Source organism: Jeotgalibaca sp. A122 (assembly GCF_052266715.1).
GTDB lineage: Bacteria > Bacillota > Bacilli > Lactobacillales > Aerococcaceae > Jeotgalibaca.
In genome coordinates, this window is record NZ_JBQPRB010000004.1 from 26173 (window position 1) to 51592 (window position 25420).

At 40.6% G+C, this 25420-nt stretch carries 23 protein-coding genes; 3 read left to right on the plus strand and 20 right to left on the minus strand.

Annotated elements, in window-relative coordinates; translation table 11 throughout:
• Positions 1-101 precede the first annotated feature (101 nt).
• From ACTU7M_RS05680 to ACTU7M_RS05745, 14 genes are all read right to left on the minus strand, one after another.
• A complete protein-coding gene (locus ACTU7M_RS05680; RefSeq protein WP_443473420.1) occupies positions 102-1133 on the minus strand; it encodes an ATP-grasp domain-containing protein in 1032 nt (343 codons plus the stop codon).
• A gap of 30 nt (positions 1134-1163) precedes the next feature.
• Entirely contained in the window at positions 1164-1799 is a 636-nt protein-coding gene (locus tag ACTU7M_RS05685) for a glycoside hydrolase family 73 protein (protein WP_443473421.1), read from the minus strand.
• Positions 1800-1821: 22 nt separating this feature from the next.
• Positions 1822-2700: a M15 family metallopeptidase gene (locus ACTU7M_RS05690; protein WP_443473422.1), complete on the minus strand. Its 879-nt coding sequence runs from the start codon at positions 2698-2700 to the stop codon at positions 1822-1824.
• Positions 2701-2781: 81 nt separating this feature from the next.
• Positions 2782-3315, minus strand: a complete 534-nt coding sequence (locus ACTU7M_RS05695; protein WP_443473423.1) for a hypothetical protein — start codon at positions 3313-3315, stop codon at positions 2782-2784.
• A gap of 153 nt (positions 3316-3468) precedes the next feature.
• Positions 3469-4020, minus strand: coding sequence for a hypothetical protein (locus ACTU7M_RS05700; protein WP_443473424.1), 552 nt, complete (start codon positions 4018-4020; stop codon positions 3469-3471).
• 146 nt (positions 4021-4166) lie between these two features.
• On the minus strand, positions 4167-4820 hold the full coding sequence (locus tag ACTU7M_RS05705; RefSeq protein ID WP_443473425.1) for a CBS and ACT domain-containing protein: 654 nt from the start codon (positions 4818-4820) through the stop codon (positions 4167-4169).
• 3 nt (positions 4821-4823) lie between these two features.
• Positions 4824-5528 carry an ABC transporter ATP-binding protein gene (locus tag ACTU7M_RS05710; RefSeq protein ID WP_443473426.1) on the minus strand — a complete coding sequence of 235 codons (705 nt, stop codon included), beginning with the start codon at positions 5526-5528 and terminating at the stop codon, positions 4824-4826.
• Between the two features lie 2 nt (positions 5529-5530).
• Complete coding sequence (locus ACTU7M_RS05715; RefSeq protein WP_443473427.1) at positions 5531-6304, minus strand: ABC transporter ATP-binding protein; 774 nt, start codon at positions 6302-6304, stop codon at positions 5531-5533.
• Positions 6301-7269 (minus strand): branched-chain amino acid ABC transporter permease, encoded by a 969-nt coding sequence (locus ACTU7M_RS05720; RefSeq protein ID WP_443473590.1) that lies wholly within the window; start codon positions 7267-7269, stop codon positions 6301-6303. Before ACTU7M_RS05720 ends, ACTU7M_RS05715 begins: the two co-directional genes overlap by 4 nt.
• 9 nt (positions 7270-7278) lie before the next feature.
• Entirely contained in the window at positions 7279-8157 is an 879-nt protein-coding gene (locus tag ACTU7M_RS05725) for a branched-chain amino acid ABC transporter permease (protein ID WP_443473428.1), read from the minus strand.
• A gap of 68 nt (positions 8158-8225) precedes the next feature.
• Positions 8226-9401, minus strand: coding sequence for an ABC transporter substrate-binding protein (locus tag ACTU7M_RS05730; RefSeq protein ID WP_443473429.1), 1176 nt, complete (start codon positions 9399-9401; stop codon positions 8226-8228).
• 266 nt (positions 9402-9667) lie between these two features.
• Positions 9668-13441 carry an FtsX-like permease family protein gene (locus ACTU7M_RS05735; protein ID WP_443473430.1) on the minus strand — a complete coding sequence of 1258 codons (3774 nt, stop codon included), beginning with the start codon at positions 13439-13441 and terminating at the stop codon, positions 9668-9670.
• Positions 13442-13454: 13 nt separating this feature from the next.
• Positions 13455-14156, minus strand: a complete 702-nt coding sequence (locus ACTU7M_RS05740) for an ABC transporter ATP-binding protein (RefSeq protein WP_443473431.1) — start codon at positions 14154-14156, stop codon at positions 13455-13457.
• Positions 14157-14236: 80 nt separating this feature from the next.
• Positions 14237-14710 (minus strand): hypothetical protein, encoded by a 474-nt coding sequence (locus tag ACTU7M_RS05745; RefSeq protein WP_443473432.1) that lies wholly within the window; start codon positions 14708-14710, stop codon positions 14237-14239.
• 111 nt (positions 14711-14821) lie between these two features.
• Here ACTU7M_RS05745 and ACTU7M_RS05750 point away from each other — a divergent pair, with 111 nt between their 5' ends.
• The gene (locus ACTU7M_RS05750) at positions 14822-16078 is read left to right on the plus strand and encodes an NAD(P)/FAD-dependent oxidoreductase (RefSeq protein WP_443473433.1); all 1257 of its coding nucleotides are present in this window, start codon (positions 14822-14824) and stop codon (positions 16076-16078) included.
• Here ACTU7M_RS05750 and ACTU7M_RS05755 read toward each other — a convergent pair.
• Positions 16075-17262, minus strand: coding sequence for a class I SAM-dependent methyltransferase (locus tag ACTU7M_RS05755; RefSeq protein WP_443473434.1), 1188 nt, complete (start codon positions 17260-17262; stop codon positions 16075-16077). The two genes, ACTU7M_RS05750 and ACTU7M_RS05755, sit on opposite strands and share 4 nt — an antisense overlap.
• 192 nt (positions 17263-17454) lie before the next feature.
• Here ACTU7M_RS05755 and ACTU7M_RS05760 point away from each other — a divergent pair, with 192 nt between their 5' ends.
• Positions 17455-19638, plus strand: coding sequence for an LTA synthase family protein (locus ACTU7M_RS05760; protein WP_443473591.1), 2184 nt, complete (start codon positions 17455-17457; stop codon positions 19636-19638).
• A 48-nt stretch (positions 19639-19686) separates the two neighbouring features.
• Here ACTU7M_RS05760 and ACTU7M_RS05765 read toward each other — a convergent pair whose 3' ends face one another.
• Together ACTU7M_RS05765 and ACTU7M_RS05770 are read right to left on the minus strand one after the other, a co-directional pair.
• On the minus strand, positions 19687-21096 hold the full coding sequence (locus ACTU7M_RS05765) for an ATP-binding protein (protein ID WP_443473435.1): 1410 nt from the start codon (positions 21094-21096) through the stop codon (positions 19687-19689).
• Entirely contained in the window at positions 21093-21821 is a 729-nt protein-coding gene (locus tag ACTU7M_RS05770) for a response regulator transcription factor (RefSeq protein WP_443473436.1), read from the minus strand. The genes ACTU7M_RS05765 and ACTU7M_RS05770 overlap by 4 nt, the downstream gene beginning before the upstream one ends.
• Before the next feature lie 159 nt (positions 21822-21980).
• On the opposite strand from ACTU7M_RS05770, the gene ACTU7M_RS05775 reads away from it, so the two are divergent.
• Positions 21981-22367 (plus strand): single-stranded DNA-binding protein, encoded by a 387-nt coding sequence (locus ACTU7M_RS05775; RefSeq protein WP_443473437.1) that lies wholly within the window; start codon positions 21981-21983, stop codon positions 22365-22367.
• Positions 22368-22508: 141 nt separating this feature from the next.
• Here the strand turns inward: ACTU7M_RS05775 and whiA are convergent, their stop codons facing one another.
• The 3 genes from whiA to rapZ are packed head-to-tail and all read right to left on the minus strand — an operon-like array spanning position 22509 to position 25379.
• Positions 22509-23450 (minus strand): DNA-binding protein WhiA, encoded by a 942-nt coding sequence (whiA, locus tag ACTU7M_RS05780; RefSeq protein ID WP_443473438.1) that lies wholly within the window; start codon positions 23448-23450, stop codon positions 22509-22511.
• 34 nt (positions 23451-23484) lie between these two features.
• The gene (locus tag ACTU7M_RS05785) at positions 23485-24492 is read right to left on the minus strand and encodes a gluconeogenesis factor YvcK family protein (RefSeq protein ID WP_443473439.1); all 1008 of its coding nucleotides are present in this window, start codon (positions 24490-24492) and stop codon (positions 23485-23487) included.
• Positions 24489-25379 carry an RNase adapter RapZ gene (gene rapZ / locus ACTU7M_RS05790; protein WP_443473440.1) on the minus strand — a complete coding sequence of 297 codons (891 nt, stop codon included), beginning with the start codon at positions 25377-25379 and terminating at the stop codon, positions 24489-24491. The genes ACTU7M_RS05785 and rapZ overlap by 4 nt, the downstream gene beginning before the upstream one ends.
• Positions 25380-25420 lie beyond the last annotated feature (41 nt).

The window sequence follows — 25420 nt, forward strand, 5'->3', positions numbered from 1 at the left end:
TAATAATGGTTATTGTGGGAAACCATTGAAGGGTTTGGGTACCTATAATATAACCCGTACATATTGATTCCGCGTAAAAAGCATGTAAAATTTTTGTAAATTTACTCCGCTTGAAAAGATGCTATCATCGTTTCCCATGTTTCATTCATTGCAGTGATTAACCAGCCTGAATCTATGGTTCGTAAATACCATTCACCTTGTACCATGATTTGATTAAACATCAAATCCTTAGCATGCGGTTTAACTAAATAAGAAACAACGGGTTGGATGAGCTTTACTGGTGGAATTGGCAATCCGCAAATGGCGCGAATAAACAGTTCGTATTGATTAATATTCGTCCCATCCAGAGTATAATCCAGTATTTTTTGAACCCCAGTCGTTACTCGTTTTACATAAATCGTACCGACAGCAGTTACCAAAAATTCAGTGGTGATAATTCCACAAAGAGCCATTGCCTCAGTTATGCTTTTACCAATCGCTACAAGTGCTTGACTCATCTCTGGTTCAATTTGAGCAGGGGCAATAATTCCTTGCAGATGATGTTTTTGATAAATTGTTTCAACAACCGGAAAAGCTTCGAGTTGCCCATTTTTGCCGCTGACGAAGGAGACCGCCAGTTCTTGGTCATAGGGAACCCAAGCATCCAGGATACACGTGCCGGTGCGTAATAATGGCTCGGTTTTCCCAAAATCTTCCTCGCTATAAAGCATCACGTTACTGGGCTGATTCTTTTCTACCCGGATTGGTTTTAAAACACAAGGAAAACCAATGCTTCCGATGGCGTCTTTTAAATCTTCGACAGACGTAATGGTGGCGTAAGGAACGACATTAATATTCAATGATTCCAAAAACACTTTTTCAATCAAACGGTCTTGCGTAACGGAAATCGCTTCAGATAGTTGGGGGATTTCTATATACTTTTGCAGAGCCTCAAGCTCATCAGTCTCGACCGTTTCGGATTCAAAGACCAAGAGATTCGCTTTGTTTGCAAAATCCAATAGGTCCGCATCTTTTTCATTTGAAAAAAGTGCAGTAAGGTAGCCGCGTTCTTCCGCTGCTACTTGAAGACGTTCTGTCATCTTCCCTTTGCCTATGATGCCTATCGTTTGTCCAGGTAGATTAATTGTTACCATTGCCTTACCACCTTATTTTACCGTTCCGGGTTATCTTGGAACATCATATTTATAGAGTTCATAACGTTCAATAATTTCAACCAGTTTTTGCGGATAATCAGGGTCCGTTGCATAGCCCGACTGTCGTAACGCTTGGGAAGCTTCTTGATAAGTCTGGGCTTCAATAACTGGATGATACAACTCAGGATTCCAGTCGGTTCCCTCTACCATCAACTTTGCATGATCTTCGATGGATTCCGTCACATCAGGGTATACCTTAAAATAATCAGAAATAATGACCCACTCACCATCTGTAAACTCACTCGTTTCCATTAATACGGCATTATTTATATCACTGGTTTTTCTGCCGTAAAGATTGTTGTATTTCGCTGCCAGTTCACTTTCGCCCCAATCCGATTCTAAAATTGCTTGGGCAATACTGACACTGGGCCTGATACCGTAAATTTCATACATCGTTTGCGATACCGGCAAAATCAGTTGGATGAATGCTTGTTCCTTCTCGAGCGTCAAGGCTTCTGGATGCGCCCCGTTTGAAGAAGAGTAGCTCTCATTAATTGAATATCCCGCCATAAAAATCACGGTACAGGCAAATAAGAAACCAATTACCTTTTGTTTTATTTGTCGTACTCTTCGTTTTGACTGTTTATTCCATTTCATTATCGCCATTCTCTGCTCCCCCAACAATGAGCTATTCTGATAGTTCGCTTATTTGCTGACGAATCGCTTCGTTATTCTTCAAAATTGCAATATATTCTTCCAGTGCTAAATCGTTCTCAGTTATATATTGCGCATTTTCTTGCCCGACATAACGAAAATGCCAAGATTCATAATTCACATCAATAATGCCTTCTTTACCTCGTGGATACCGTAAAATAAAACCATAATCAGATGCATTTTGGTGTAGCCATTGTCCTTCCTGTGTATTTTCAAACTCGGTAATGAGTCCGTTCTCCAGATGGTGGATACTTGGCTCTGTAATATCAAGAGCCAATCCCGTCATATGCTCACTTGTTCCAGGAACAGCAATAAAATCTTCAGTCATTGCCTGCGCATCTGCTTCAGAATAGCCATTATTAATATGGCCATTGTAAACATTATTGTATATTTGTTCTTGGTATGCATAAGAGCGATAACCTGATTCAAAAATAAACTGTAGGCCTTGTGCCTCGCCATCTGCAATCATTCGTTCGAAATCTTCGGCCACACGCGCATCCATCACTTCACCACTCGAAGCGGTATAAGGTTCGAAATCAAGATCTTCCGTTAGTTGATTGGCTTGATTGACTAAAATCAAATTCCAATCCGAAGAATGGACATCCGGTGTTTTAACTAATTTGCTTTCCAAAGCTTCTATTTCACTTGCCTTGGGGTTTTCAGAAGATTCGGTTACTTGTGAACCCGGTAATGATTCAGAATGTGACTCCAATTGGCTGATAATTTCGGACGAAGATTCTTGCTTGTCAGGTGTGTTTGACACCAGACCACAAGCACTCAAACTAAAGATAGTAAAACCTGAAAGAGCCAACGTTGCAAGTATTTTTTTATTTTTCGAATTATTGTTCATCATTATAAAAGAGACCTTTCTTGGACAGAATTTTCATTCCCTATCTTATCACAAAACATAGTCACTCATTTAGTATTTATTTTTTTACTTCATTGCTTCGATACTGTCTGGGTCGTTCTCTGCCATCCATTCCAACAAATCCACTTTTTGTGATTCGATTTGGTAACGGATGACACTTGGTAGACGTAAATCCAGAATATCCTTGTAACTCCAGAAATCATAACTTGCTTCTAGACGTAAAGTCGTGGTTGCCGGTTTACGGTGACCTTCATCATGCTCATGATTTTCACTACTTTTCCAAGTAATGGTTGCCAAGCCAGTTTGCAGCCATTTTTTAGCCACTTGATATTTCAAAAATTGATACTCACGGACAGGATTCTCAGAAACCTCCGGCAAAATATCTGCATTGCGGGAGACTTTTTGTACGAGCATCCACTCGTAGTCTGTAAACAGACGCGAAACAATATTCATATTGTCCGGCCTCAAACCGTGCTCACCTTTTTTCCATCGATCCCAACTTTGAGAAGAAATACCTAATTGACCAGAATAAAATGCTTTTTCGCTCACATACTGTTCTTTAATTGCGTGTAAAACAATTGCTGTTAGTGCTTGATTCATGAGAAAGCCTCCTTTAGTCTAAGATAGTTCTATTATACACTTAATACGTGTAACACAACACTATAATATAGCTTTATACAAAAAAAAGTAAAGGGTTTTCTATGACTAAAAAAAGGGGCAAAAAAAGCTTGGTGCACCCATGCACCAAGCTTCTTATATTGTTGCTAACCATATTCCTTTAGTCATTTGGATGTATTCATAAACAGTACCCTCAAAGATAAGCTCTAATGGCAAGGCGTCTATCAAATCATAAGGCGCGATAAAGGACAAAGGCTTTGAAGGAAAAAATACGCCCCCTTCAGTCAAGGTAGTGGCAACGAATTCTGAACAGAAATAATGGTATTCCCTTTGCCATTCAATTTCCAAATTTGCTGCAACCAAGCCTAAAAAGTTATATTTCATTTCATTCTCTTGTTGTTTTGTCTTTTCGATAAACCGGATCATTTTATTTTTTTGTTCATCAGTCACGATCAATGAATAAAGCGCACAATCGCTGGACATGAAAAAGTCAGAATGGACATCCTCCTGTACAAATCCTCCGTTAAGAGGATTCCATGGCTGCTTCCGCCCAAAACTGTAGGTCTGATCTAGCTCTAAATCAAACGCTAAAGAACAATGGTTGTATTTTTGTTTAGTGAATTGTTTAATCGTCTGCGACAACAGGCTCCCCGTGTCCGTCAAAAGTAAATAGATCTTTGTTTCCATCGTACCCACATCTCATTTCCCAGTTCATAGAGTAAGCTTCTAGTTTACCTTATCACAAGGAAATAGCCAATCCTTCTTTCGAGAGAATAGATGAATACTTTGATTATGTATACAAAAAAACCAAGCAGGCGCCTGGCTTCTTTGCACTATTTGACTTGATTATCTTTATACATAATGGAACCCACTTCAAACCCTTGCGCTTCTAAATGGGATTTAATACCATCAACATCCGTACTATCAACTTGGATAACCACTTGTATGCGATCTTTGCGATAGACCGCAATTTGCTGGATATTAATTTCTGCTTCCGCAAAGAAGTCTGTGACTTCCTCCAAAACACCTTTACGGTCTTCGGGAATATTGATGACTACACGAACGCCAGGTGTATAGAAGCCAAGAACATCAACAAAAGCATCCAAAATATCTTTTTCGGTAATAATGCCGACCAAGTTATTTTCTCCTTCAACAACCGGCAAAACACTAATCGCATTTTTCCGCATGCTAACGGCCGCTTCTTCCAACAAAGCATCTTTATGTATCGTAATTACGTTCTTTTCCATGATATCCTTGGCGCTCGTTCTATTCAACAAATACGTTACTTCACGCATATCCAAACTTGTCATGGTTGATGGTGTATTACGGCTAACGATTCCCTCAGTGACCAAACCGATCAAGCGATTCCCTTCAACAACAGGCAGACGGTGAATGTTGTGCTTTTTCATTAAATCAAGTGCATCCAAAATTTTTGTACCTGGATCAATCGTTATTAAATCTTTTGACATATAGCTATTTACATCCATGCATTACCCTCCTAGATAGGCTTTTTGAACTGCATCACTTTGCAATAACTTCTCACCTGTATCGGTTAGGACAACTTTACCCGTTTCCAAAACATAGCCGCGATCAGAAATTTGCAAAGCAACTTTAGCATTTTGTTCAATCAACAAAATAGTCGTTCCTTGTTTTTGAATATCTTGAATAATACGGAAAATCTCTTTAATAAAGATTGGGGCCAATCCCATTGAAGGCTCATCCAGTAACAACAATTTCGGTTTGGACATCAATGCCCGCCCCATTGCCAACATTTGTTGTTCACCACCAGAAAGAGTGGCCGCGTCTTGATTTTTACGTTCTGCCAAAATGGGGAATCGTTCAAAAACATGTTCCAGATCCGCGTTGATATTTGCTTTGTCTTTCCGCGTAAAACTACCCAGATCCAAGTTTTCTTGAACCGTTAGGCCCTTGAAAACATGACGTCCTTCCGGAACCTGAATCAATCCTTTTTCAACGATTTTCCGTGGTGCATCCTTAGCAATGTCGGTTCCCAGATATTCGATCTGACCGGAAGCCGGACGTACAAGTCCGGAAATAGTTCGCAAGATTGTTGTTTTCCCAGCGCCATTGGCACCGATGAGTGAAACAATTTCTCCTTCATTAACCTCAAAAGAGATATCTTTCACGGCTTGAATCATGCCATAATTGACAGATAGATTTTTAACTTTCAGCATGATTACTCGCCTCCCAAGTATGCTTTAATAACAGCTGGATTTTTTTGGATTTCTTCAGGTGTACCTTCCGCAATTAAACGGCCGTACTCCAAACAATAGATACGTTCGCAAACATTCATAACCAATGACATATCGTGTTCGATTAAAACGACAGTGATTTTGAATTGCTGTTGAATCTGTTTAATTAGTCCTGTTAACTCTGCTGTTTCCTGTGGATTCATTCCCGCAGCCGGTTCATCTAAAAACAGGATTTTCGGTTGTGTTGCCAAGGCCCGTACTATTTCCAAACGACGTTGTTCACCGTAAGGCAGATTACGTGCCAATGTTTCCAATTTATTTTCAAGATTAAAAATTTTAAGAAGTTCTACTGCCTCTTCACGTAATTTGCGATCATTATCATAATATTTGGGAGTACGGAAGATACTGTGCAGCGTTCCGATACCACTTTTACTATGCAAAGCAATCATAACATTTTCGATAACCGTCAAATCTTTAAACAAACGAATATTCTGGAAAGTCCGTGCTAATCCTAAGTCTGTTATGACATAAGGTTTTTTTCCATTTAATTTGGTTTTTACTCCATCTGTTTCCAGGAGAATATCCCCTTCAGATGGAACATAAACACCCGTTAAAAGGTTGAAAAACGTTGTTTTACCAGCACCATTCGGTCCAATCAAACCAACTAATTCATTACTTTCAAGGTGGAAATTGACGTTAGAAAGAGCCGCAAGACCACCAAAGTTTTTAGTTAAATCTGTCACTTCCAATAAACTCATTTCTCCACCCCTTTCTTACGATCCAAAATTCCTGAAATTGTAAACTCTTTGTTTCCAAGCAATCCACCTGGGCGGAATACCATGATAGCGATTAAGGCAATCGCATAAAATACCATCCGCAGTTGTCCTGCCGATTGTAATACGGTATTAAGTAAACCTAAAACAACTGCAGCAACGACCGTTCCAGTCACACTACCAATTCCACCAAATACAACGATAATCAAAATATCGATGGATTTTTGGAATGTAAAGTCTGCTGGGTTGATAACACTAAAGAACGTTGCGTACAAGTTTCCCGCGATGCTGGCAGTCATTGCTCCCAACATAAACGCAATCACTTTATAAAGGGTTGTATTGATTCCCATTGATTCTGCCGCGATTTCATCTTCTCGAATAGATATCGTTGCACGACCAGGGCTACTCTTGATGTAGTTCACAATGACAATGGTTGTCACAATAACAAAGGCAAAAGTCACCATAATGAAGCTTAAATTGGATTCGAACGGGAAAGAAATACCGCTAATCCCTCTGGCTCCATTGGTTAAATCAGGCATATTAATGATTAATATACGAATGATTTCCGCAACTCCCAGTGTTGCGATTGCCAGGTAATCTCCTTTTAGACGAAGCGTTGGGATCCCAACTATCATCGCAACAAGCATCGCGATAACCATCCCCACCAATATACCCACGAAAAAGCCAGCCAAGCCATCGATATACTTGCTGACTACAGCACCACTATAAGCACCAATAGCCATAAAACCGGCATGTCCAAGGGAGAACTGCCCTGAAAAACCGATGACAAGGTTTAACCCGATTGCCAAAATAATGTTAATTAAAATAGTCATTAAAGTAATTTGTTGGAAAGTTGAAATCAGGCCGGAACTGACACCAAAAAATAGTGCAATACCACTGACGGCAATCAGCAGGAACCAGCCTAAGTTATATTTATTGAACTGTTTCATCTGCGTCACCTACACTTTCTCTTTTACGTTTTTGCCAAGGATACCGGATGGTTTTACAATCAAGATAATAATCAAGATCAAGTAAACGACCGCATCCTTAAACATTGAACCACCATAAGCACTGACCATTGTTTCGATGATACCAATTAAATAACCACCCAACATGGCACCCGGGATAATACCAATTCCGCCGAAAACTGCAGCTACGAAAGCTTTTAGCCCTGGTGTCACACCCATCAATGGATCAATGGAGTTATAATAAATACCAACCAACACGCCTGCCGCTCCTGCAAGTGCGGAGCCCATTACAAATGTAAAAGAAATAACATTATCAACGTTGATTCCCATTAGTTGAGCCGCATCTTGATCCGTACTAACAGCACGCATCGCTTTACCCATCGTTGTATATTTAACGATAATCTGCAAAGCAATCATCAAAATAATCGTTGTTGCGATGATCACTAATTGTTGTGAATTAATTTGCACCGTGCCCAACCTAAAAATACGTGTTTCCAATGCTGTCGGGAATGCTCGACGTTCTGGTCCCATAAAGTAAATCATTAAATTTTGGAGTAAATAAGAAACCCCAATTGCTGTGATCAAGGCTGCAATCCGTGTTGCTCCACGCAAAGGACGATAGGCAATTTTTTCAATCACTACTCCTAAAATTGCACACAAGATCATCGAAATAACAAGGGCTGGAACTAATCCCAACCCGACATTTTGGATCATGCCGTAGCCGATAAAGGCCCCTACCATATAAATATCACCGTGGGCAAAGTTAATCAATTTGATAATACCGTAAACCATCGTATAACCGAGGGCGATGAGCGCATAAATGCTTCCCAGTGAGATTCCGTTTACCATCTGCTGGATAAAGCTTTCCATATCTTACACCTCTTTGCTTTCTAAAAAGTCTGAAAGGAGGCGAGACAGATGTCTAGCCTCCTACATTATTATTGTGGTGCTACGACTGTATTTCCAGCCTCTTCACCGTCTTGCAATTCGATAACAAAAGTACTCTTAACTGGGTTGTGGTTTTCATCCAATGAGAATGTTCCTGTTACCCCTTCAAAATCAGTAGTTGATGCAATTGCCTCTGTTACAGCTTTTGAATCTGTAGAGCCAGCAGTTTCAACTGCTTGCAGTACAAGGTTGGCCGCGTCATATGCCAATGCTGCGAAGGAATCGGCTTCCACACCAAATTTTTCTTCATAGGCAGCCAAGAAGTCTTTTACTTTTTGGTCTTCACTATTTGGTGTAAAGTGACCTGCGTAAAATACATCGTCTACATTATCAGCGCCAGCCAGTTCAACCAATGTGGAGTTTGCAAAACCATCTGGTCCCAAAATTGGTTGTGTAATACCCATTTCACGTGCTTGTTTAATCAACAAACCAGCTTCTTCATAATAACCTGGGATAAAGATGACATCAAAATCTTTGTCGCGGATATTTGTAAGGATTGCATTAAAGTCTGTATCACCGTCTGAGAAGTTTTCTTCTGCTACAATTTCGCCTGTGAAGACACCCTTGAAGGATTCAGTCAGTCCAACAGCATAGTCTGTTGAATTGTCTTGAAGAATAACAGCTTTTTTAGCCCCTAATTCGTTTTCAGCAAAGTTAGCTAACACTTCTCCTTGGAATGAATCCTGGAAACAAACACGGAAAATATATTCCCATACTGTTTCATCATCCTTCATTGTAACCATGTCACCTGTTGCTGCAGGTAAAACAGCTGGAACACCCGCACGATCAACGACCGGTGTTTGTGCGTTTGCATCTCCTGTTGTTGCAGGTCCAATGATTGCTGTTACTTTGTCTTCTGTAGCTAAACGTGTTGCAACAGATGCAGCTTCTTGAGCAACAGAAGTATTGTCGTAAACTTTGTATGTTACGTCATCGTCCAATACGCCGCCGTCTGCATTTTTTTGTTCAATAGCAAGCTCTACACCATTGCTCATTGGAGTTCCGTAAGCCCCAGCGCCACCTGATAATTCGAAGTTACCACCGATTACTACGCCGGACCCATCTCCGCCTGCTGCGCCATCGGATGATGCGTCTTCCCCAGCACCATTACCACAAGCAGCCAAAAGCAACATAGATGACAATCCCAACCAATACTTCTTCTTCATTAAAAATCCCCTCCGCTTAAATTCATTTATACTATCCAATGCTTCTCTTCATTCACACAGGAGATTTTCTCCTTAAATTTTAATGTTTATAGTATAGAATATTCTGACAATTTAAGCAACCCGTTTTTTGAAAAAAAAAATACGTTTTGATCATCCCTTTTTGTGGTCTCGCTTCCATTGCTGGCAGAGTACTTATCAGCTTATTTTATTACCAAATAAAAAAACCGGCCTTTCTATTTATTCTCTAGAAATTGCCGGTTTATTCATCATTCAACGCTCTTGAGCGCTTCAATCATATCTACTTGTTTTAATTTTACATGCATGATCATCATGACAATAATTGAAAATACAAGGGTTAAAACTGTTGAATAAAAATAACTGATGGGAGCTATCGTGATGGGAAATAGCATAAAATCAACTTCGACCATTTTGAGAAGGACGGTCGCTAAAATATTCCCCATTCCAAACCCGAGTAAAATACCGATAATCGTTAATATAAACGTTTCACGGTAGACATATAAACTAACTTCCATATCGAAAAATCCCAATACTTTAATGGTAGAAAGTTCCCTGATTCGTTCGGAAACATTGATGTTGGTCAAATTGTACAAAACCACAAATGCCAAGGCCGCTGCGGAAATGATTAATACCAACGTAATAACATCCAAGCTTTCCAATGTGTCCCCGAATGCTTCATGAATGACTGACATATAGGTCACTAACGCGACATTTTCGTTCCCCATTGCATTTTCGGCAAATTCAGCTTCCCATGCTCCACCATTATCAATAACCAGCAAATCACTGTTCGGCACGAATGCTTCTGAAAATACCGATTGATATAAATTACGCGAAAGGTAGAGGTAATGTCCTGTATAATTTTCTGTCACTGAAGCAATTGGAATACGATAGGTCATTTCTTCTTCGTCATGGATGATAATTTCATCACCCGGTTCCACAGCCATCAAGTCAGCCAGTTTTTCAGATATAATCGCCCCTTCATCATTTAAAACATGTGCTTCGTTACTGTTTCGTTCTTTCAAGCGAACGAATTCTTCCAAGGAATCAGTCCCCTCAGGAACAAATACATTCACATCCTGAGTTGTTATCCCCGCTCTTTCCGCTTTATATGTCTCCTGCAATGTGTACAGATGAGAGGCGACTTCAGAAAAATCATTTCTCACTTCCTCATAACTCTGCAAATCAGAACGGGTCCGATCTGGTTTCAATGCGACCACAGCATCATATTTCATAACTTCAGAAAATTGCGTTTCTGCCAGACCGGAAATTGAATTACTGAGAGCAAAACCGGTCAAGATTAATGCCATACATCCGGCTACACCTATTACGGTAATGGAATTGCGGACTTTATAACGCACCAAGTTGCGGATTGTTATTTTGGCATTGAAGTTAAGGCGATTCCAGATAACGGGAATACGTTCAAGCAAGACCCGTTTCCCCTGTTTGGGTGCTTTGGGACGCATGATGGAGGCTGGCGTTTCAATCAACGTGCGATAGCTTGCCAACCCAGCAGGACCCACTGTGCATAAAAGGGCAACAATGACGGCAATCCCTGTATAGGAAGGATATTGGTTTAATTGAATATCCGGCAAATTGTACAGGGAACTGTAAGCATTGTAAATCAGGGTTGGGAACAACCAATAACCGAGTAAAAGTCCCGATACAGTTCCAATTATCCCAGCACTTGCTGCATAAACCAAGAATTTAAGGGATATATCAAAATTGCTGTAACCTAGGCCTTTAAGGGTACCAATTTGCGTGCGTTGCTCATCCACCATCCGAGTCATGGTCGTAAAACTGATCAACGCGGCAATCAGGAAGAAAAAGACCGGGAAAACTTCCGCAATTGAAGAAATACGTTTGGCATTATCACCATATCCCTCATAGCCTGGATTGTTCGTTCGATCTTGGACAAAATAAACCGGTTCATCCAAGGCTTGTAAATCACTACGGGCTTTCAATAATTCTGTTTCAGCTTTTTGGATTTCAGCTTCTGCTGATTCCTTCTCAGCTTCAAACGCTGTCATTCCTTCAGCGTATTCGGCTTCCCTTGCTTCAATCTGTTTTCGGGCATCTCTTAACTGGCTTTCACCTTCCGCCCGTTCCGTTGCCAAGCGATTCTTTCCATTAGAAAGTTCAGCCTGACCAGCATCAAGCTCACGTTTCGCAGCTTCCAGTTCTGCATGAGAGGATGCCAGTGCATTTGCTTGTTCCATAAATTGATTATCAGCCGCATTTATTTGCCCTTGAATCGCTTGCAATGAAGATTGCACTTCAGCCAAGAGTGTATTTTTGGCGCGTTGCAATTCCTGAGAGCGGATTTCTAATATTTGCACATTATTGGTATAAGAACGTTTCGCAGCTTCCAGTTGCTGACCTTGTTCAATCAATGTCGCTTTAGCCTGTTGAATACGCGCACTCTCTTCAGCCAATTTAGCTTCCTGCTCTTGAATGCCCGTCGCAAGACTTGTCTGGAGTGCTTGTTCTTGTTCAATAACTGCGTTAAATTCAGCAGCCGGGACTTCACCGTTTATATATTGCAAGAACGGTTGATAGACTAACGTCTGATTCCCTTGCCCTTCAACTTCACTGCGCATCCGTTCCTTATCTTCATCAGTCAAATTTTCGTAAGGAATTTGAAGCTGTTGCTGAACATAGTTCAATTGGTTTTGGTGAACAGCAAGGACCTCTTTTTGTGATTGGATGGCTAAACTAGCATCGCTCAGTTGTGTTTCTGCTGTTTGAAGTTCAGCCTCTTCAGCGCGTAGATTTTCTTCTTGCGTCTGAAAAGAGGCAGCAAGACGGTCCAATTGTGCTCGGGCATCATTAACCTGTGTTTCAGCATCCAACAATTGCTGGACTTTGGCTACTAAAGCCTCACCTTCAGGAGTAGGAATTGGATTTTGGACAATCCCTTCTAAGGTAACTGCCGTATCCAGTTGCCTTAATAACGCTTGGCGCTGGATTTCCCAAGCAGCCTTAGCAGCCGCATATTGGTCCGTGCCTGCCTCCCATTCTGACAAACCTTGGTAGTATTGCGTATAGCCGGTATCTAAAACAGCTTGTTGGCGATTGATTTCCGTCTCAGCCGCGTTCATCTCAGCTTCAAAAGTCTCCAAATTCGCCTCATACGTTTGCCAAGCCTCATCAAGTTTCATACGGGCAGAGGCCAATTCACCCTCAGCCTTTTCAATTTCAGCTTTTGCATCGGCGAGCGCTTCTTCTGCCTTAAAAATTTCCTGACGACCTTCGGAACGGATTTCGTTGATCCTTTCCAATGGCCGACCATTTAAAGCTAATTCGACTTCTTCTGTTTTTTTATCTACTATCTTTTGATAGTTATCTGTGTAGGCAGATTGTTCTCCTTCAAAAGTGAGGTAAACCTCACTATACAAGTCCCCTTGGATATCTTCAGCAGAAACCACACCAAAACCGTCCAGCGTCCCTTTACCTGTTTGTGTATTTCCTCGACTTATTTTTTCGATAAATAGTGGGGAATTCACGAACCCGACGACTTTATACGTTTGATTAGTTAAAGCGGGTGCTTCTTCGTCTGGTGTTTCAAAACTGAAAGTCACACTTTCTCCTATTGAGAGTGTCTGATTAAAGTTTTTCATTTCGGCATCCAGTGCAATTTCACCCGTTTTTTCGGGCAGCCGACCAGATACGACGGCATATTCATTTACTTCACCCGCGTCATCATGTCCGTAAAGACGGAGGATATATTCATACCCATCCATTGTTGCGTCGAATGACTGCGCAGGGTGAATTTCAATATCTTCCACCTCTTTCAATGAATCAAGGTCTTCTGTTTCGATACCGTATGTAGAAAGAACTTTTAAATCAAAAAGTTTGTTTTCACTATAATAGCCTTCTGCGGTGTTTAACATATTGGGCCCCGTTGCACTGATTCCCCCAAAAAAACCGGTACCTAATATAATAATCGCGAGTAATGCCAAAAAACGCGCTTTATTATTCCAGATGCCCTTCCAGATATCTTTCCAAAGTGCTTTTTTATTCATCCTGTCCAACCCCTTACCATTCAATGTCAGAAACTGGCAAAGGGTTTTTATTTTCACGGATGGCACGAACTTTAGCATTATTAATTTCAATGACACGATTTGCCATTGGTGCAATGGCTTGATTATGGGTAATAACCACAACGGTTGTCCCAGTATCCCGGCATGTGTCCTGAAGCAACTTCAGAACTTGTTTCCCGGTTTCATAATCGAGCGCTCCCGTCGGTTCATCACACAACAATAACTTCGGTTGTTTGGCAATTGCGCGGGCAATCGCAACCCGTTGTTGTTCGCCACCCGATAATTGGGCTGGAAAGTTACTTAAGCGGTCAGTTAACCCCACATCCGCCAATACCACTGCTGCATCAAGAGCACGATTGGTAATTTGAGCAGCCAGCTCCACATTTTCCCGAGCGGTTAAATTTGGTACGAGATTATAAAATTGGAAGACAAAGCCGACATCAAGACGGCGGTAGTTCGTCAATTGCTTCCTCGAGAACGTCGCTATATTGGTTCCATCCACCATGATACGTCCCTCGCTTGCTTGGTCCATACCACCTAATATATTCAAAACGGTCGATTTACCAGCTCCCGATGGCCCCAGGATAACGACAAATTCACCTTTTTCAATATCGAACGAAATGCCATCATTGGCTTTTATTTTAGTTTCACCCATTTGATAATATTTACTGACATCCTGTAAAGAGATATAAGCCATCTCAGTCACCACCTCTGATTAAAAATAAAGCATCACTACAATGAAATTGTTGGTGATGCTTCCTTTTTTATATTTATCTATTAGCCAAAGCGCTCCATCAATGTAGATAAGCCATGCATTTCTCTGGTGTCCACTTTATGTTCGGGGTAACCCACACGCAATTGCTGAATAGGTGTGTAATTATCTGGAATACCGATTTCTTGTTTCTTCTCTGGTGTTGAAAGTTTGATAAATCCTGCTTCATCGGTAATGAATTGATAGCCGAGCAATAAATTGGTTGTTGCTAATTGCATTTGCGCCATAATCATTCCAGCGAACAAATATTTACTACTTTCCAATTCTTCACCGTCTTTAAGTGAAACAACTATATTAACCGGACCTTTTTTATTTTCTTCCTCAGAGTAAAAAGTAATGTGGAATTTGTTGTAAAGTTCTTCTGGAATCGGTGCAGCTAAGCCAGCTACAATGATGGCTTCGATTTGTGCGTCCGTCAGTTCAACCGTTACCAAATTTTCGGTCGGGCGGTTTAAAGCAACTATTTTAGTAAAATCCATTTAGAGTTTCTCCTTTGCTTCTTTATTAGTTAATGTTATTATACTATAATTTAGTGCGCTATCGGTGTTAAAATATATATAAACAAAGAAATTGAGGAGTTTTTAAATAATATGAGTAAAAAAGTAATTGTTATTGGTGGCGGATCCAGTGGGTTAATGGCTGCTTCCACTGCTGCAGAATACGGTGCGTCTGTCACTTTATTGGAAAAAAACCCCAACTTAGGAAAAAAATTGATATTGACCGGTGGGGGTAGATGTAATGTAACCAACAATCGTCCGGAAGATGAAATTATTGCGCATATTCCCGGGAATGGTCGCTTTTTACATAGTGCTTTCGATCAATTCAGTCAATATGATATTATGCACTACTTTACATCACGCGGGATTGCACTGAAGGAAGAAGATCACGGCCGGATGTTTCCCGTAACAGATAAGGCACGTACTATTCTAGAAGCTTTCATAGATGAATTGAAGAGAAGAAACGTTAACGTCCAAACGAAAGTAACCGTCTCAAAATTGAATTATGAAAACGGAAAAATTACAGGAGTGACCTTGGATGACGGAACAGTCATACCGGCAGACAGTGTGGTTTTGGCAACAGGTGGAAAAACCTACTCGCGTACAGGTTCCACAGGTGATGGCTACCGTTTCGCCAAACAGGTTGGTCATACAATCACAGAGCTTTACCCGACGGAAGCACCGATTACGTCTTCGGAACCATTTATTGTCTCACGTGTTTTGAAAGGACTATCCTTACGTGATGTGGCTTTAAGCGTTCGGAATAAAAAAGGCAAGACCGTAGTCAGCCACCAAATGGATATGATTTTCACGCATTTTGGCGTATCGGGCCCGGCGGCATTACGGTGTTCAATGTTTATCCATCAAACTAAAAAGCGCGACAAGGTAGACGAAGTAATGATGGCATTGGATGTTTTTCCAAATAGCAGCCTCGGCCAAGTCGAACAGGATTTGCAGCGGTTAATCCGCGAAACGCCAGACAAGAACGTAAAAAATGGCTGGAAAGACTTAATGCCTGAACGGTACTTGCTGTTCGGTCTTGAACAGGCAGGCATCGATCCAGATCAGACATTAAAGTCACTCCAGCCAAAAGATATTAAAGCATTTGCACAATTTAGTAAAGCATTCACCTTCATGGCGGACGGAACGTTGCCTCTTGATAAAGCCTTTGTAACCGGCGGCGGTGTTTCAACAAAAGAAGTAAATCCAAAAACAATGGAAAGTAAATGCCAGCAAGGTCTCTACTTCTGCGGTGAATTACTGGATTACAACGGCTATACAGGTGGCTATAACATTACCGGTGCTTTTGTAACCGGCCATGCTGCCGGCATGCACGCGGCTACCGATTAATGTTTTTGAATAACGAATACTTTTAAATAGTTACTTGTCGGACTTCCTGTTGCAGTTGCAAAGTCTTCCGGCAAACCGTACTCTTTTACAATAGAATAATCGATTCCTTTGTTCCGGAAGGCCTTCTCCAGGTCGCTCCGGAATTTTTTGCGTTTGTAAGTGGCAGCGTTACTTGAAAGGATGAATATTCCCTTATCAGCAGATATATCAATCAAGTCTTCAATCATAGTGCCATAATCTTTCAACACAGAGAAAGTACGTTTTTTTGTACGCGCAAAACTTGGCGGGTCCACAACGATGACATCAAAAGTCATGGCTTTTCGTTTTGCGTATTGGATGTAATCAAAAACGTCCATAACATGGATTTTATGCTCAGCTGGATCCATGCCATTTATTTCAAATTGTTCACGGGTTTTTTCCAATGATCGATTAGCCACATCTACACTTGTCGTGTGGGATGCGCCACCCATCGCAGCAGCGACGGAAAAAGCGCCGGTATAACTGAAGGTATTTAAAACGGTTTTTCCCGGTGCGTATGTTTGCATTAAATCGCGGCGCACATGACGTTGATCCAGGAAGATACCAGTCATCCATCCTTCATCCAAATATGTAGCATACAAAACATTATTTTCTCTTACATAATGTGGGGAAGGCGCTTTTTCACCATAAACAAAGCCGCTCGCTTTGGCGTCATCCTGTTGGTAACGACGTTTTTCATAAACCCCTTTTACAAACAGGAAGATTTCCTGGAAAGCTGAAATAATTTGTTCTTTATAATGGTAGATACCTTCACTGTACCAAGATATAACCGCAAAACCGGCATAATAATCAATAGATAATCCCGGGATGCCATCCCCTTCTGCGTTGAACAAACGGAACGCATCCGTGTCATCACTATCAAGTAATGCCTGGCGTTTTTTGAGCGCTTGATTAAATTGATTCAGGAAAAAAGCAGAATCAAAATCTGTCCCTTGTTCAAATGAATAAATCCAGCCTATTCCTTTGTTTTGTTTCGCCAAATAAGCTTCACCTAAAAATTGGCCCACAGGTGAAACAATCTGAACTTGTTCACCTTCGGTAAATTCTAATTCTTCTTCAAAGCTGATCGGTGATAATAGTGGATCACCTTTCTTGATATGGGGCACTGCTTTCTCTGAAACGGTAAGGATACGTTTTTTATCCATGTTTATTCCTACTTTCATTTTTTTGTTCGAATAATGATTAAATTTCTCTTCATTTATACTGAATTCATTTGACTATAAAAAACGGTATGCGTATAATACGTATACGAATTTACATATATTTTACAATTAAACCTACAAATTTACATATCCAAATGAAAAGGATATCTTACCACGAAAACCCCTTAAGGAGGGATCTCTTTGTTTCAAAAAATAAAAGAGACCATACGAGAAAATTTTGGTTTCTTATCAATTGCCGTCGTTCTATTTTGGCTAAAAACATATCTCGCATACAATATTGAATTTTCATTAGGTGTGGAAGGCGTCTATCAACACTTCCTACTATTAATAAATCCTATTGCCAGTACCCTATTTATTTTTGGTTTATCGCTCTTTTTCTCAAATTCTAAAAGCCGTTATAGGGCTTTATTGGTACTATACTTCCTAAACTCACTCTTACTTTTTTCCAATATCTTGTATTACCGTGAGTTTTCTGATTTCATCACCGTGAAGACGATTATGGGTTCTTCCGCCATGATGAATGGTTTAGGACCTGGTGTTTTCGAAATGTTTTCATGGCATGATATTTTTTATTGGGTAGATTTCTTTGCTGTTACTTATCTCTACCGTAAAAAACGTTCCATACTGACCCAGGAACCGCAAATCAAGAAACGGCTGGCTGTTGGTACCTTGGTTACTGCCCTGTTAATATTTTTTGCCAATCTTAGCCTAGCGGAGATTGACCGACCACAACTCTTGACACGGACTTTTGACCGTAATTACATTGTAAAGTATTTGGGTGTTAATGTGTATACCCTCTATGATGGTGTACAAACAGCTAAAGCGAACTCTGTTCGCGCCAGCGCTGATAGTTCTGATATGGCACCGGTACTGGATTATGTGGATTCACATTTTGCCAGTCCCAATCCTGATACTTTCGGTCAAGCTGAGGGACGTAATGTTGTTTACATTCATCTTGAAAGTATGCAACAGTTTTTGATTGATTTGGAAATGCGCGAAGAAAGTGGCGAAGTGAGTGCGGTAACGCCTTTCTTGAATGAACTCTATCATAGCGCTGATTCATATAGTTTCTCTAACTTTTTCCACCAAACCGCTCAAGGTAAAACGAGCGATGCCGAACTTTTACTGGATAACTCCCTATTTGGGTTACCACAAGGTTCTGCATTTACACAGCTTGGATCTGATAATACCTTCCAGGCCGGTCCACAAATCCTTAAAAGTTTAGGCTATTCGAGTGCCGTTTTCCACGGTAACGTTGGTTCATTCTGGGACCGTGATAATGTTTATAAATCAATGGGTTATGATTATTTCTTCAGTTCTGAAACAAGTTATACACTGACTCCGGAAAATTCGCTTGAATATGGCTTGAAGGATAAATTATTCTTCCAGGAATCCGTTCAATACTTGGAACAAATGGAACAACCTTTTTACTCAAAATTCATTACTGTTTCTAATCACTTCCCGTTCCCGGCAGACGAGATGAATACCGTATTCGACATTCCGGATACAAGTGACGACACCATCAACGGTTATTTCAATACTGTTCATTATGCCGATGAGGCACTGGCTGAATTCTTCCAGTACATGAAGGACAGCGGCCTCTATGACAATACAGTTTTCGTGCTTTACGGCGATCATTTCGGAATTTCAAATTCGCGTAATCGGACCCTAGCACCCCTTATTGGCAGAAATCCAAATCTGTGGGGTGATTATCATAATGCCATGGTTCAACGCGTGCCATTCATTGTCCATGTTCCAGGAATTGGAACTGGCGGCATCAATGATACTTATGGCGGTCAAGTGGATGTCTTGCCAACAGTCTTGCATTTGTTGGGCATCGATACAAAATCTCATATCCAGGTCGGTCAAGATTTATTGTCAAAAGAACGCGACGACGTAGTTGTGTTCAGAAATGGCAATGTTATTACACCTGAGTATGTTAGCCTCGGTACAAATGTATATGAAACTGTTACAGGTAGAAATATTTTTGTTGATGAAGAATTAACACCAGAACTGTATAACGAAATTGCAGCAATCCGGGAAGCCGGTCAACAGCAACTTTATATTTCCGATCAAATTTTAAATGGCGATTTATTACGTTTTTACACCCCCGCTAACTTTGAACGCGTGGATAAGAGTCAGATTAGTTATCTCAATTCACCAGCTCAACTACAAGCAGATTTAGCTGAAATGGGCATTAAAAGTACTTCTTTGATTTCTGAAAAGGATAATGTTTCGACCGTGCCGCTTTATCAAACGGATGCACCGGAGTTACCGGGCAACCAACTCGTTGATGAGCCTCTGGCGGAGTCCCGTGAAAATGAAGCAGCAGCTGAAGATACAAAACAACAAAACTAAAAAAAGTGACTTGCTTAGGATTTTTCCGCCGCAAGTCACTTTTTTAGTTTAGTCATTTTTATTCGGCAATTTGATGGTGAAAACTGTGCCAATCCCCAGTTCACTCTCAACCGTAATTTCTCCCTCATGATTATCAACCAAAGATTTCACAATTGCCAAACCTATCCCCGATTCACCATATTTATTATTTTTACGGGATTGATCAGCTTTATAAAACCTTTCCCAGATAGCGGGAATTTCTTCTTTTGCCATACCCATTCCAGTATCGCTCACTTTGATGATTGTGCAGTCATATCCAGCGTTGGCTGTCAGGCTAATCTCACCATTTTCGGTAAATTGAATGGCATTGTTCGTTAAATTCACAACAATTTGAATAAAACGATCGTAATCTGCATAGACGGTTAAGGTCGCAGAGGAGACTGAAACATGGATTGTGTTCCCTTTGGTAGCTGCTTTAGCTGAGAGTTGGTCCTTGATGGCTTTTAGTGTTTCCAGACATGGAATCTGTTGCTTCACCAACATCACTTGTTCAGAACGTATTTTTTCATAATCCAAATTCTCGTTTACCATTCGAATCATTCGACGGCTCTCATTGTGCATAATTTCGATACTGCGTTTGCGGCTATGCTCCGGAATCATATCATGCTCCCAGCCTTCAAGAATGCCGTTTATCGTTGTCAGGGGCGTCCGCATCTCATGCGCGACATCCATCATAAATTGGCGGCGTAGATTTTCCTGTCGCTCTATTTCGATTTGTGAAGCTTTCAAGGAATCAACCATGGTGTTAAAGTCACCTGATAAAGAATCGAATTCATCACGGCCAAAATCATCCAGATGAATCTCGAAATTACCTTGCGTGATTTCCTTGGTTGCTCTTCGCATCCGGATAATACGTCTGGATAAATAATTAGCAAACCCGATACTGAACAAGATTGCAATTGCTCCCGATAAAAGAATGGCCCATTGGATTCCTTGACGGACATTTGTAATATCCTTTTGAATACCGCTGATTGGAGAAGCCACGGCGACAAATCCAGAAAACTCACCCGTGATTGATTTAAATAAAGGCAAATATACTGTCACAATTGACATGTCTTCATTCATGAAACCCCGATCCCGTTCTGACAGAGAAATACGTTCGCCTTTTTGTAGCCTCAGCAATTCCTCTTCGCCTAATCCACTGGAATAGTTTCTTTCTCCCACTGGATAAATTAATTCATCTTTACTATTGTACATTGCCAGAATAACATCTTGATTCGAAATCATATCAATGCCATTTTCGACTTCCCTTAGTGTCATATTTTCATCAATAACCGCTTCAGCATAACCAAAAAGTTGTTCTTCTTTTTCTTCGTAAATGTTCGTTACTAAAAAACGCACAAATATCATACCAGCGGTCAGAATGGTAACCAGTATAACCAGAAAAAAAGCCAGCATCTGTTTATATAGATATTTCACTGTTTTTTCTCCTCTTGGCTGGAGAGGTTATCGTCAAATTTATAACCTACGCCCCAAACAGTATGAATAACTTGTGGTCCGACGGCTTCTATTTTTTGCCGTAGTTTTTTTATGTGCGCATCGATGGTGCGCTCATCGCCAAAAAACGGATCTTCCCAGATACTGGTCAACAAGTGGTCTCTGGAAAATACTTGACGTGGATGGCCGGCCAATAAAGCAAATATTTCAAACTCTTTAGGAGTCAAACTTTCTATTTCATTTCCATTGTAAAAAGCCTCGCGTGTACGCGTGCTGATTTTGATATGACCCGTATGAATATCAAAACGCTCGTCTCCTTGAGAATCCAAAGAACTACCCAATCGCGAACGACGATAAAGGGCTTTGATTCGTGCCATCAGGGTCAAGGGACTGAATGGCTTTGTCACATATTCATCCGCTCCAATTTCCAGACCGATTACTTGGTCACTTTCAGAATCACGAGCCGTTAGCATAATAATAGGCACATGCATAGAAATTTTTCGAATTTCACGACAAACTTGCATACCATCCATACTTGGTAGATTCAAATCGAGAATAATCATATCCCAATAATCTTTAGAGGCCAGAAAAAGATCCAACCCTTCTTTTCCATCCCCACTGAATGCAGGTTTCCAATTCTCTTTTTCAAAAAACATACTCATCATTTCGCAGACTGATTCATTATCTTCAATCATCAGTATCTTCATGGTGGCACCTTCCTTCTTCACTTCCATGGGTATTTTTATTTAATTGTGACCATTTTATGTCATAATAGCAAATTATTTTGAATTTATTATGAATTTTATTAATGAAAAAAAAGCTTTTTCACTTTTTTTGCTTATATATATATAGAAAGGAGAGATAGCATGAATCAAGTATCTTTGATAGGACGTCTTGTCCGGAATGTTGAGCTACAGGAAATTGGTCACGGCAGCATTGTGTGTAACAATACCCTTGCCGTCAAAAATCCACGTAAAAGTGAAAATGGCCAAGTGATTGCCGACTTCATCCCTGTTGTATTCTGGGACAAAACAGCACTGTTACTGCGCGATTATTGTGCCAAAGGAAATCAACTCGGCGTCACCGGTCGAATGGTTTCCCGTTCATACGTAAACAAACAAGACCAAACTGTTTACGTAGTCGAAATGTTGGTCGAAGATTTATATTTCATGGAAGCCAAAAAAACGGTCGAAAACGTGACAAACTCGCCCCTTGTCACAAACTCTGCCGAACCCGCCGACATGCCCTTTTAGCTTTCCAGTACTATTCCGTTTCTTTATCATCCTCCTAGCAAGTGAACCAAATATATTCAATCTGTGTGTCCAAACCTCCTTTCAATACAACAGGGCATACAAAAACGAGTCGGTTACCTCACCGACTCGTTTTATTATGTATTAAATCATGACTTCTTTATTTCTGAGTTTATCCGCGTATTCATTAATTTTACGGATACGATGGTTGATTCCTGATTTGGATATTACTCCACTCGGAACCATTTCGCCAAGTTCCTTCAAGCTCACATCAGGATTTTCCAGTCTTAAGAGCGCAATTTCTTGCAGCTTTCCAGGCAATTTATCAAGACCTACCGTTTGTTCGATAAATTCGATGTTTTGAATTTGTTTAGATGCCGCATCGATGGTTTTATTCATATTTGCATTTTCACAATTCACCAAACGGTTAACTGAATTCCGCATATCACGAATTATCCGGACATCCTCGAATTTCATCATGGCGTTATGCGCCCCGACCATCGCCAAGAAATCTGCTATCTTTTCGGCTTCCTTCAAATACGTGATAAATCCATTTCGACGATCAATGGTTCGTGCATTTAAATCGAAATGGTTCATCATTTCGCATATGTCTTTATTGTGATCCTCATAGTTAGAATAAATCTCTAAATGATAGCGGCTTGTTTCCGGACTATTCACAGAACCACCTGCCAGAAAAGCACCACGCAAATAAGAGCGTTCTTTTTGCTCATTATTTATGATTTCTTCAGAAACCTTTGTGGTAAAGGATAGACCGTCAAAAATATCTAAATCCTTTAGCAGTTCCTGGACATTTTGTTTTAAGCGAACGATGTAAATATTATTTTTCTTTAGTTTCATCTTCCGGCGAACCAATAGTTCCCCTTCCACACGATAGTGGTCTTTTAGTAAAGAGTACATTCGTCTGGCTATTGCCGCATTCTCAGACTGAATATTCAAAATCATTTTCTGATTATAGATACTTACTGAACCACTCATCCGAATTAAGGCTGTTAATTCTGCCTTGGCATGTTCACGGTGGACTTCTAACTGGGTCAATTCTTTTTTGACATCAGAAGCATATGACATGAAACATCCTCCTTTCTTCTGATGAGCGTATTTTTTAATTTTGTGAGGGCATACTAGAACTTAAATTCATGATTTCGCGGGCCACTTTATCACCATCATGGTACACGCCGCCTTCTTTTAAGTTAAGAAAATCGGCAGAAATAACCCGGCAACTTTCCTCTCGCAATGCTTTAAAGTCGTGGGTAACCTGCAGTAAGTATTCCTCATCTGCTTGCTGATTTAATACAGCGTCGGGAACGCGTTCTGTATTCACCAAAACAGTATTGATGAAAGATTTCCCAAGATGTTTATGGAGTACTTTAACGTGATCAGCATCAGAAAAGTTTTCTGTCTCTCCGAGCTGGGTCATAATGTTACAAATATATACAATTTCAGCCGTTGAATTCAAGACAGCCTGTCCCAAATCTTTAATCATTAAGTTAGGTAAAATACTGGTATAGAGGCTACCAGGACCAATCAAGATTATATCTGCTTCTTCAATACTTTTAATAACATCTCTTGCAGCGTGTGCTTCCTGGGTCTCATCTAAAGGTTTCACATAGACATAATCGATTGGTTTTCGATTTCTGCCAATTACGGATTCACCTTTGGCGGAAGTGCCATCTTCATACTGTGCGTATAGTGTCAGTGGCTCTTCTGCCGCTGCATAAATTCTGCCTTTTACATGCATCATCACCGACAATAAGCGAACTGCATCAAAAACATTGCCCTTCATTTCAGCCAAAGCAGCGATGATCAAGTTTCCAATCGCATGCCCTGAGAAGAAGTCATCATTTGAGTCAAAACGATACTGGAAGATGTCTTTGTAAATATCCGGTGCATCTGATAAAGCAATCATACAGTTACGAATATCACCAGGCGGGATAATGTTGACGTAATCTCGAATCACCCCACTACTTCCGCCATCATCCGCCACTGTTACAATAGCAGTCAAATCAACATTATATTGTTTAAGGTTTTTCAAAATAACCGGCAAACCGGTCCCACCACCGATAACAACGATTTTCTTTTGCCGTTTTTTTGTTTTTGTGTTTGTACTCATGAGCGATTGACCGTCTCTTTCCGTTTATCCTTATCTCGATGGGAGATATTCACTGGATAACCATCATTTTTCAAATGAGCAGCGACACGTTCAGACAATGCGACTGAACGGTGTTGTCCACCGGTACATCCGATTGCGATTGTCAAGCTGGATTTCCCTTCACGCTTATATCCCGGCGTAATAGTATCCAGTAAATCAATAAACTTGCGATAAAAAGCTTCAGTTTCAGGTTGTTGCATCACGTAATCATAAACGGGTTTATCCAATCCCGTCAAAGGTCGTAATTCATCAATATAGTGTGGGTTCGGCAAGAACCGCACATCCATGATAATATCCGCATCAATAGGTGCACTATATTTAAATCCGAAAGATACCACTTCAATATGGAAGAGTTGTTGCTCCTCGTTTTGGAATCGTTCCAGGATTAATTCGCGAAGTTGGCGCGGTGTTGTTCGACTGGTGTCCACAACCCATTGGGCACGACTGCGTATATTCGCCAATAATTCCCGTTCTTTCTGGATCCCTTCCATGACCGTTCCGGATTCTTGGGATAGTGGATGATTCCGGCGCGTTTCTTTGTAACGTGAAACAAGTGCATCGTCGGAAGCATCCAGGTAAATCGTCTTCGTTGTCACAAACGAGGTATTATCCAGATTGCCTATTCCCGATAAAATCTCATCAAAGAATGCCCTGGACCGCAAATCAATGACTAAACAGACTTTTGTAATTTTGCCAGACTCTTTTACCAGCTCCCAAAATTTTGGCAGCAAACTCGGTGGCATATTATCAACACAGAAATACCCCAAATCCTCAAACGTTTGTAAAACAACAGTTTTCCCAGCACCACTCATGCCTGTAATAATTACAAGTTCTAATGTATCAGCCATATATGCGCCCCCCCTTTTATATATTCGACTTATTATAACAT

Bases quoted from the DNA above. Each gene is read 5' to 3' on its own strand.
- ACTU7M_RS05680 (WP_443473420.1), bottom strand. From the start codon at position 1,133: ATGGTAACAATTAATCTACCTGGACAAACGATAGGCATCATAGGCAAA.
- ACTU7M_RS05685 (WP_443473421.1), bottom strand. From the start codon at position 1,799: ATGGCGATAATGAAATGGAATAAACAGTCAAAACGAAGAGTACGACAA.
- ACTU7M_RS05690 (WP_443473422.1), bottom strand. From the start codon at position 2,700: ATGATGAACAATAATTCGAAAAATAAAAAAATACTTGCAACGTTGGCT.
- ACTU7M_RS05695 (WP_443473423.1), bottom strand. From the start codon at position 3,315: ATGAATCAAGCACTAACAGCAATTGTTTTACACGCAATTAAAGAACAG.
- ACTU7M_RS05700 (WP_443473424.1), bottom strand. From the start codon at position 4,020: ATGGAAACAAAGATCTATTTACTTTTGACGGACACGGGGAGCCTGTTG.
- ACTU7M_RS05705 (WP_443473425.1), bottom strand. From the start codon at position 4,820: ATGGATGTAAATAGCTATATGTCAAAAGATTTAATAACGATTGATCCA.
- ACTU7M_RS05710 (WP_443473426.1), bottom strand. From the start codon at position 5,528: ATGCTGAAAGTTAAAAATCTATCTGTCAATTATGGCATGATTCAAGCC.
- ACTU7M_RS05715 (WP_443473427.1), bottom strand. From the start codon at position 6,304: ATGAGTTTATTGGAAGTGACAGATTTAACTAAAAACTTTGGTGGTCTT.
- ACTU7M_RS05720 (WP_443473590.1), bottom strand. From the start codon at position 7,269: ATGAAACAGTTCAATAAATATAACTTAGGCTGGTTCCTGCTGATTGCC.
- ACTU7M_RS05725 (WP_443473428.1), bottom strand. From the start codon at position 8,157: ATGGAAAGCTTTATCCAGCAGATGGTAAACGGAATCTCACTGGGAAGC.
- ACTU7M_RS05730 (WP_443473429.1), bottom strand. From the start codon at position 9,401: ATGAAGAAGAAGTATTGGTTGGGATTGTCATCTATGTTGCTTTTGGCT.
- ACTU7M_RS05735 (WP_443473430.1), bottom strand. From the start codon at position 13,441: ATGAATAAAAAAGCACTTTGGAAAGATATCTGGAAGGGCATCTGGAAT.
- ACTU7M_RS05740 (WP_443473431.1), bottom strand. From the start codon at position 14,156: ATGGCTTATATCTCTTTACAGGATGTCAGTAAATATTATCAAATGGGT.
- ACTU7M_RS05745 (WP_443473432.1), bottom strand. From the start codon at position 14,710: ATGGATTTTACTAAAATAGTTGCTTTAAACCGCCCGACCGAAAATTTG.
- ACTU7M_RS05750 (WP_443473433.1), top strand. From the start codon at position 14,822: ATGAGTAAAAAAGTAATTGTTATTGGTGGCGGATCCAGTGGGTTAATG.
- ACTU7M_RS05755 (WP_443473434.1), bottom strand. From the start codon at position 17,262: ATGGATAAAAAACGTATCCTTACCGTTTCAGAGAAAGCAGTGCCCCAT.
- ACTU7M_RS05770 (WP_443473436.1), bottom strand. From the start codon at position 21,821: ATGAAGATACTGATGATTGAAGATAATGAATCAGTCTGCGAAATGATG.
- ACTU7M_RS05775 (WP_443473437.1), top strand. From the start codon at position 21,981: ATGAATCAAGTATCTTTGATAGGACGTCTTGTCCGGAATGTTGAGCTA.
- whiA (WP_443473438.1), bottom strand. From the start codon at position 23,450: ATGTCATATGCTTCTGATGTCAAAAAAGAATTGACCCAGTTAGAAGTC.
- ACTU7M_RS05785 (WP_443473439.1), bottom strand. From the start codon at position 24,492: ATGAGTACAAACACAAAAACAAAAAAACGGCAAAAGAAAATCGTTGTT.
- rapZ (WP_443473440.1), bottom strand. From the start codon at position 25,379: ATGGCTGATACATTAGAACTTGTAATTATTACAGGCATGAGTGGTGCT.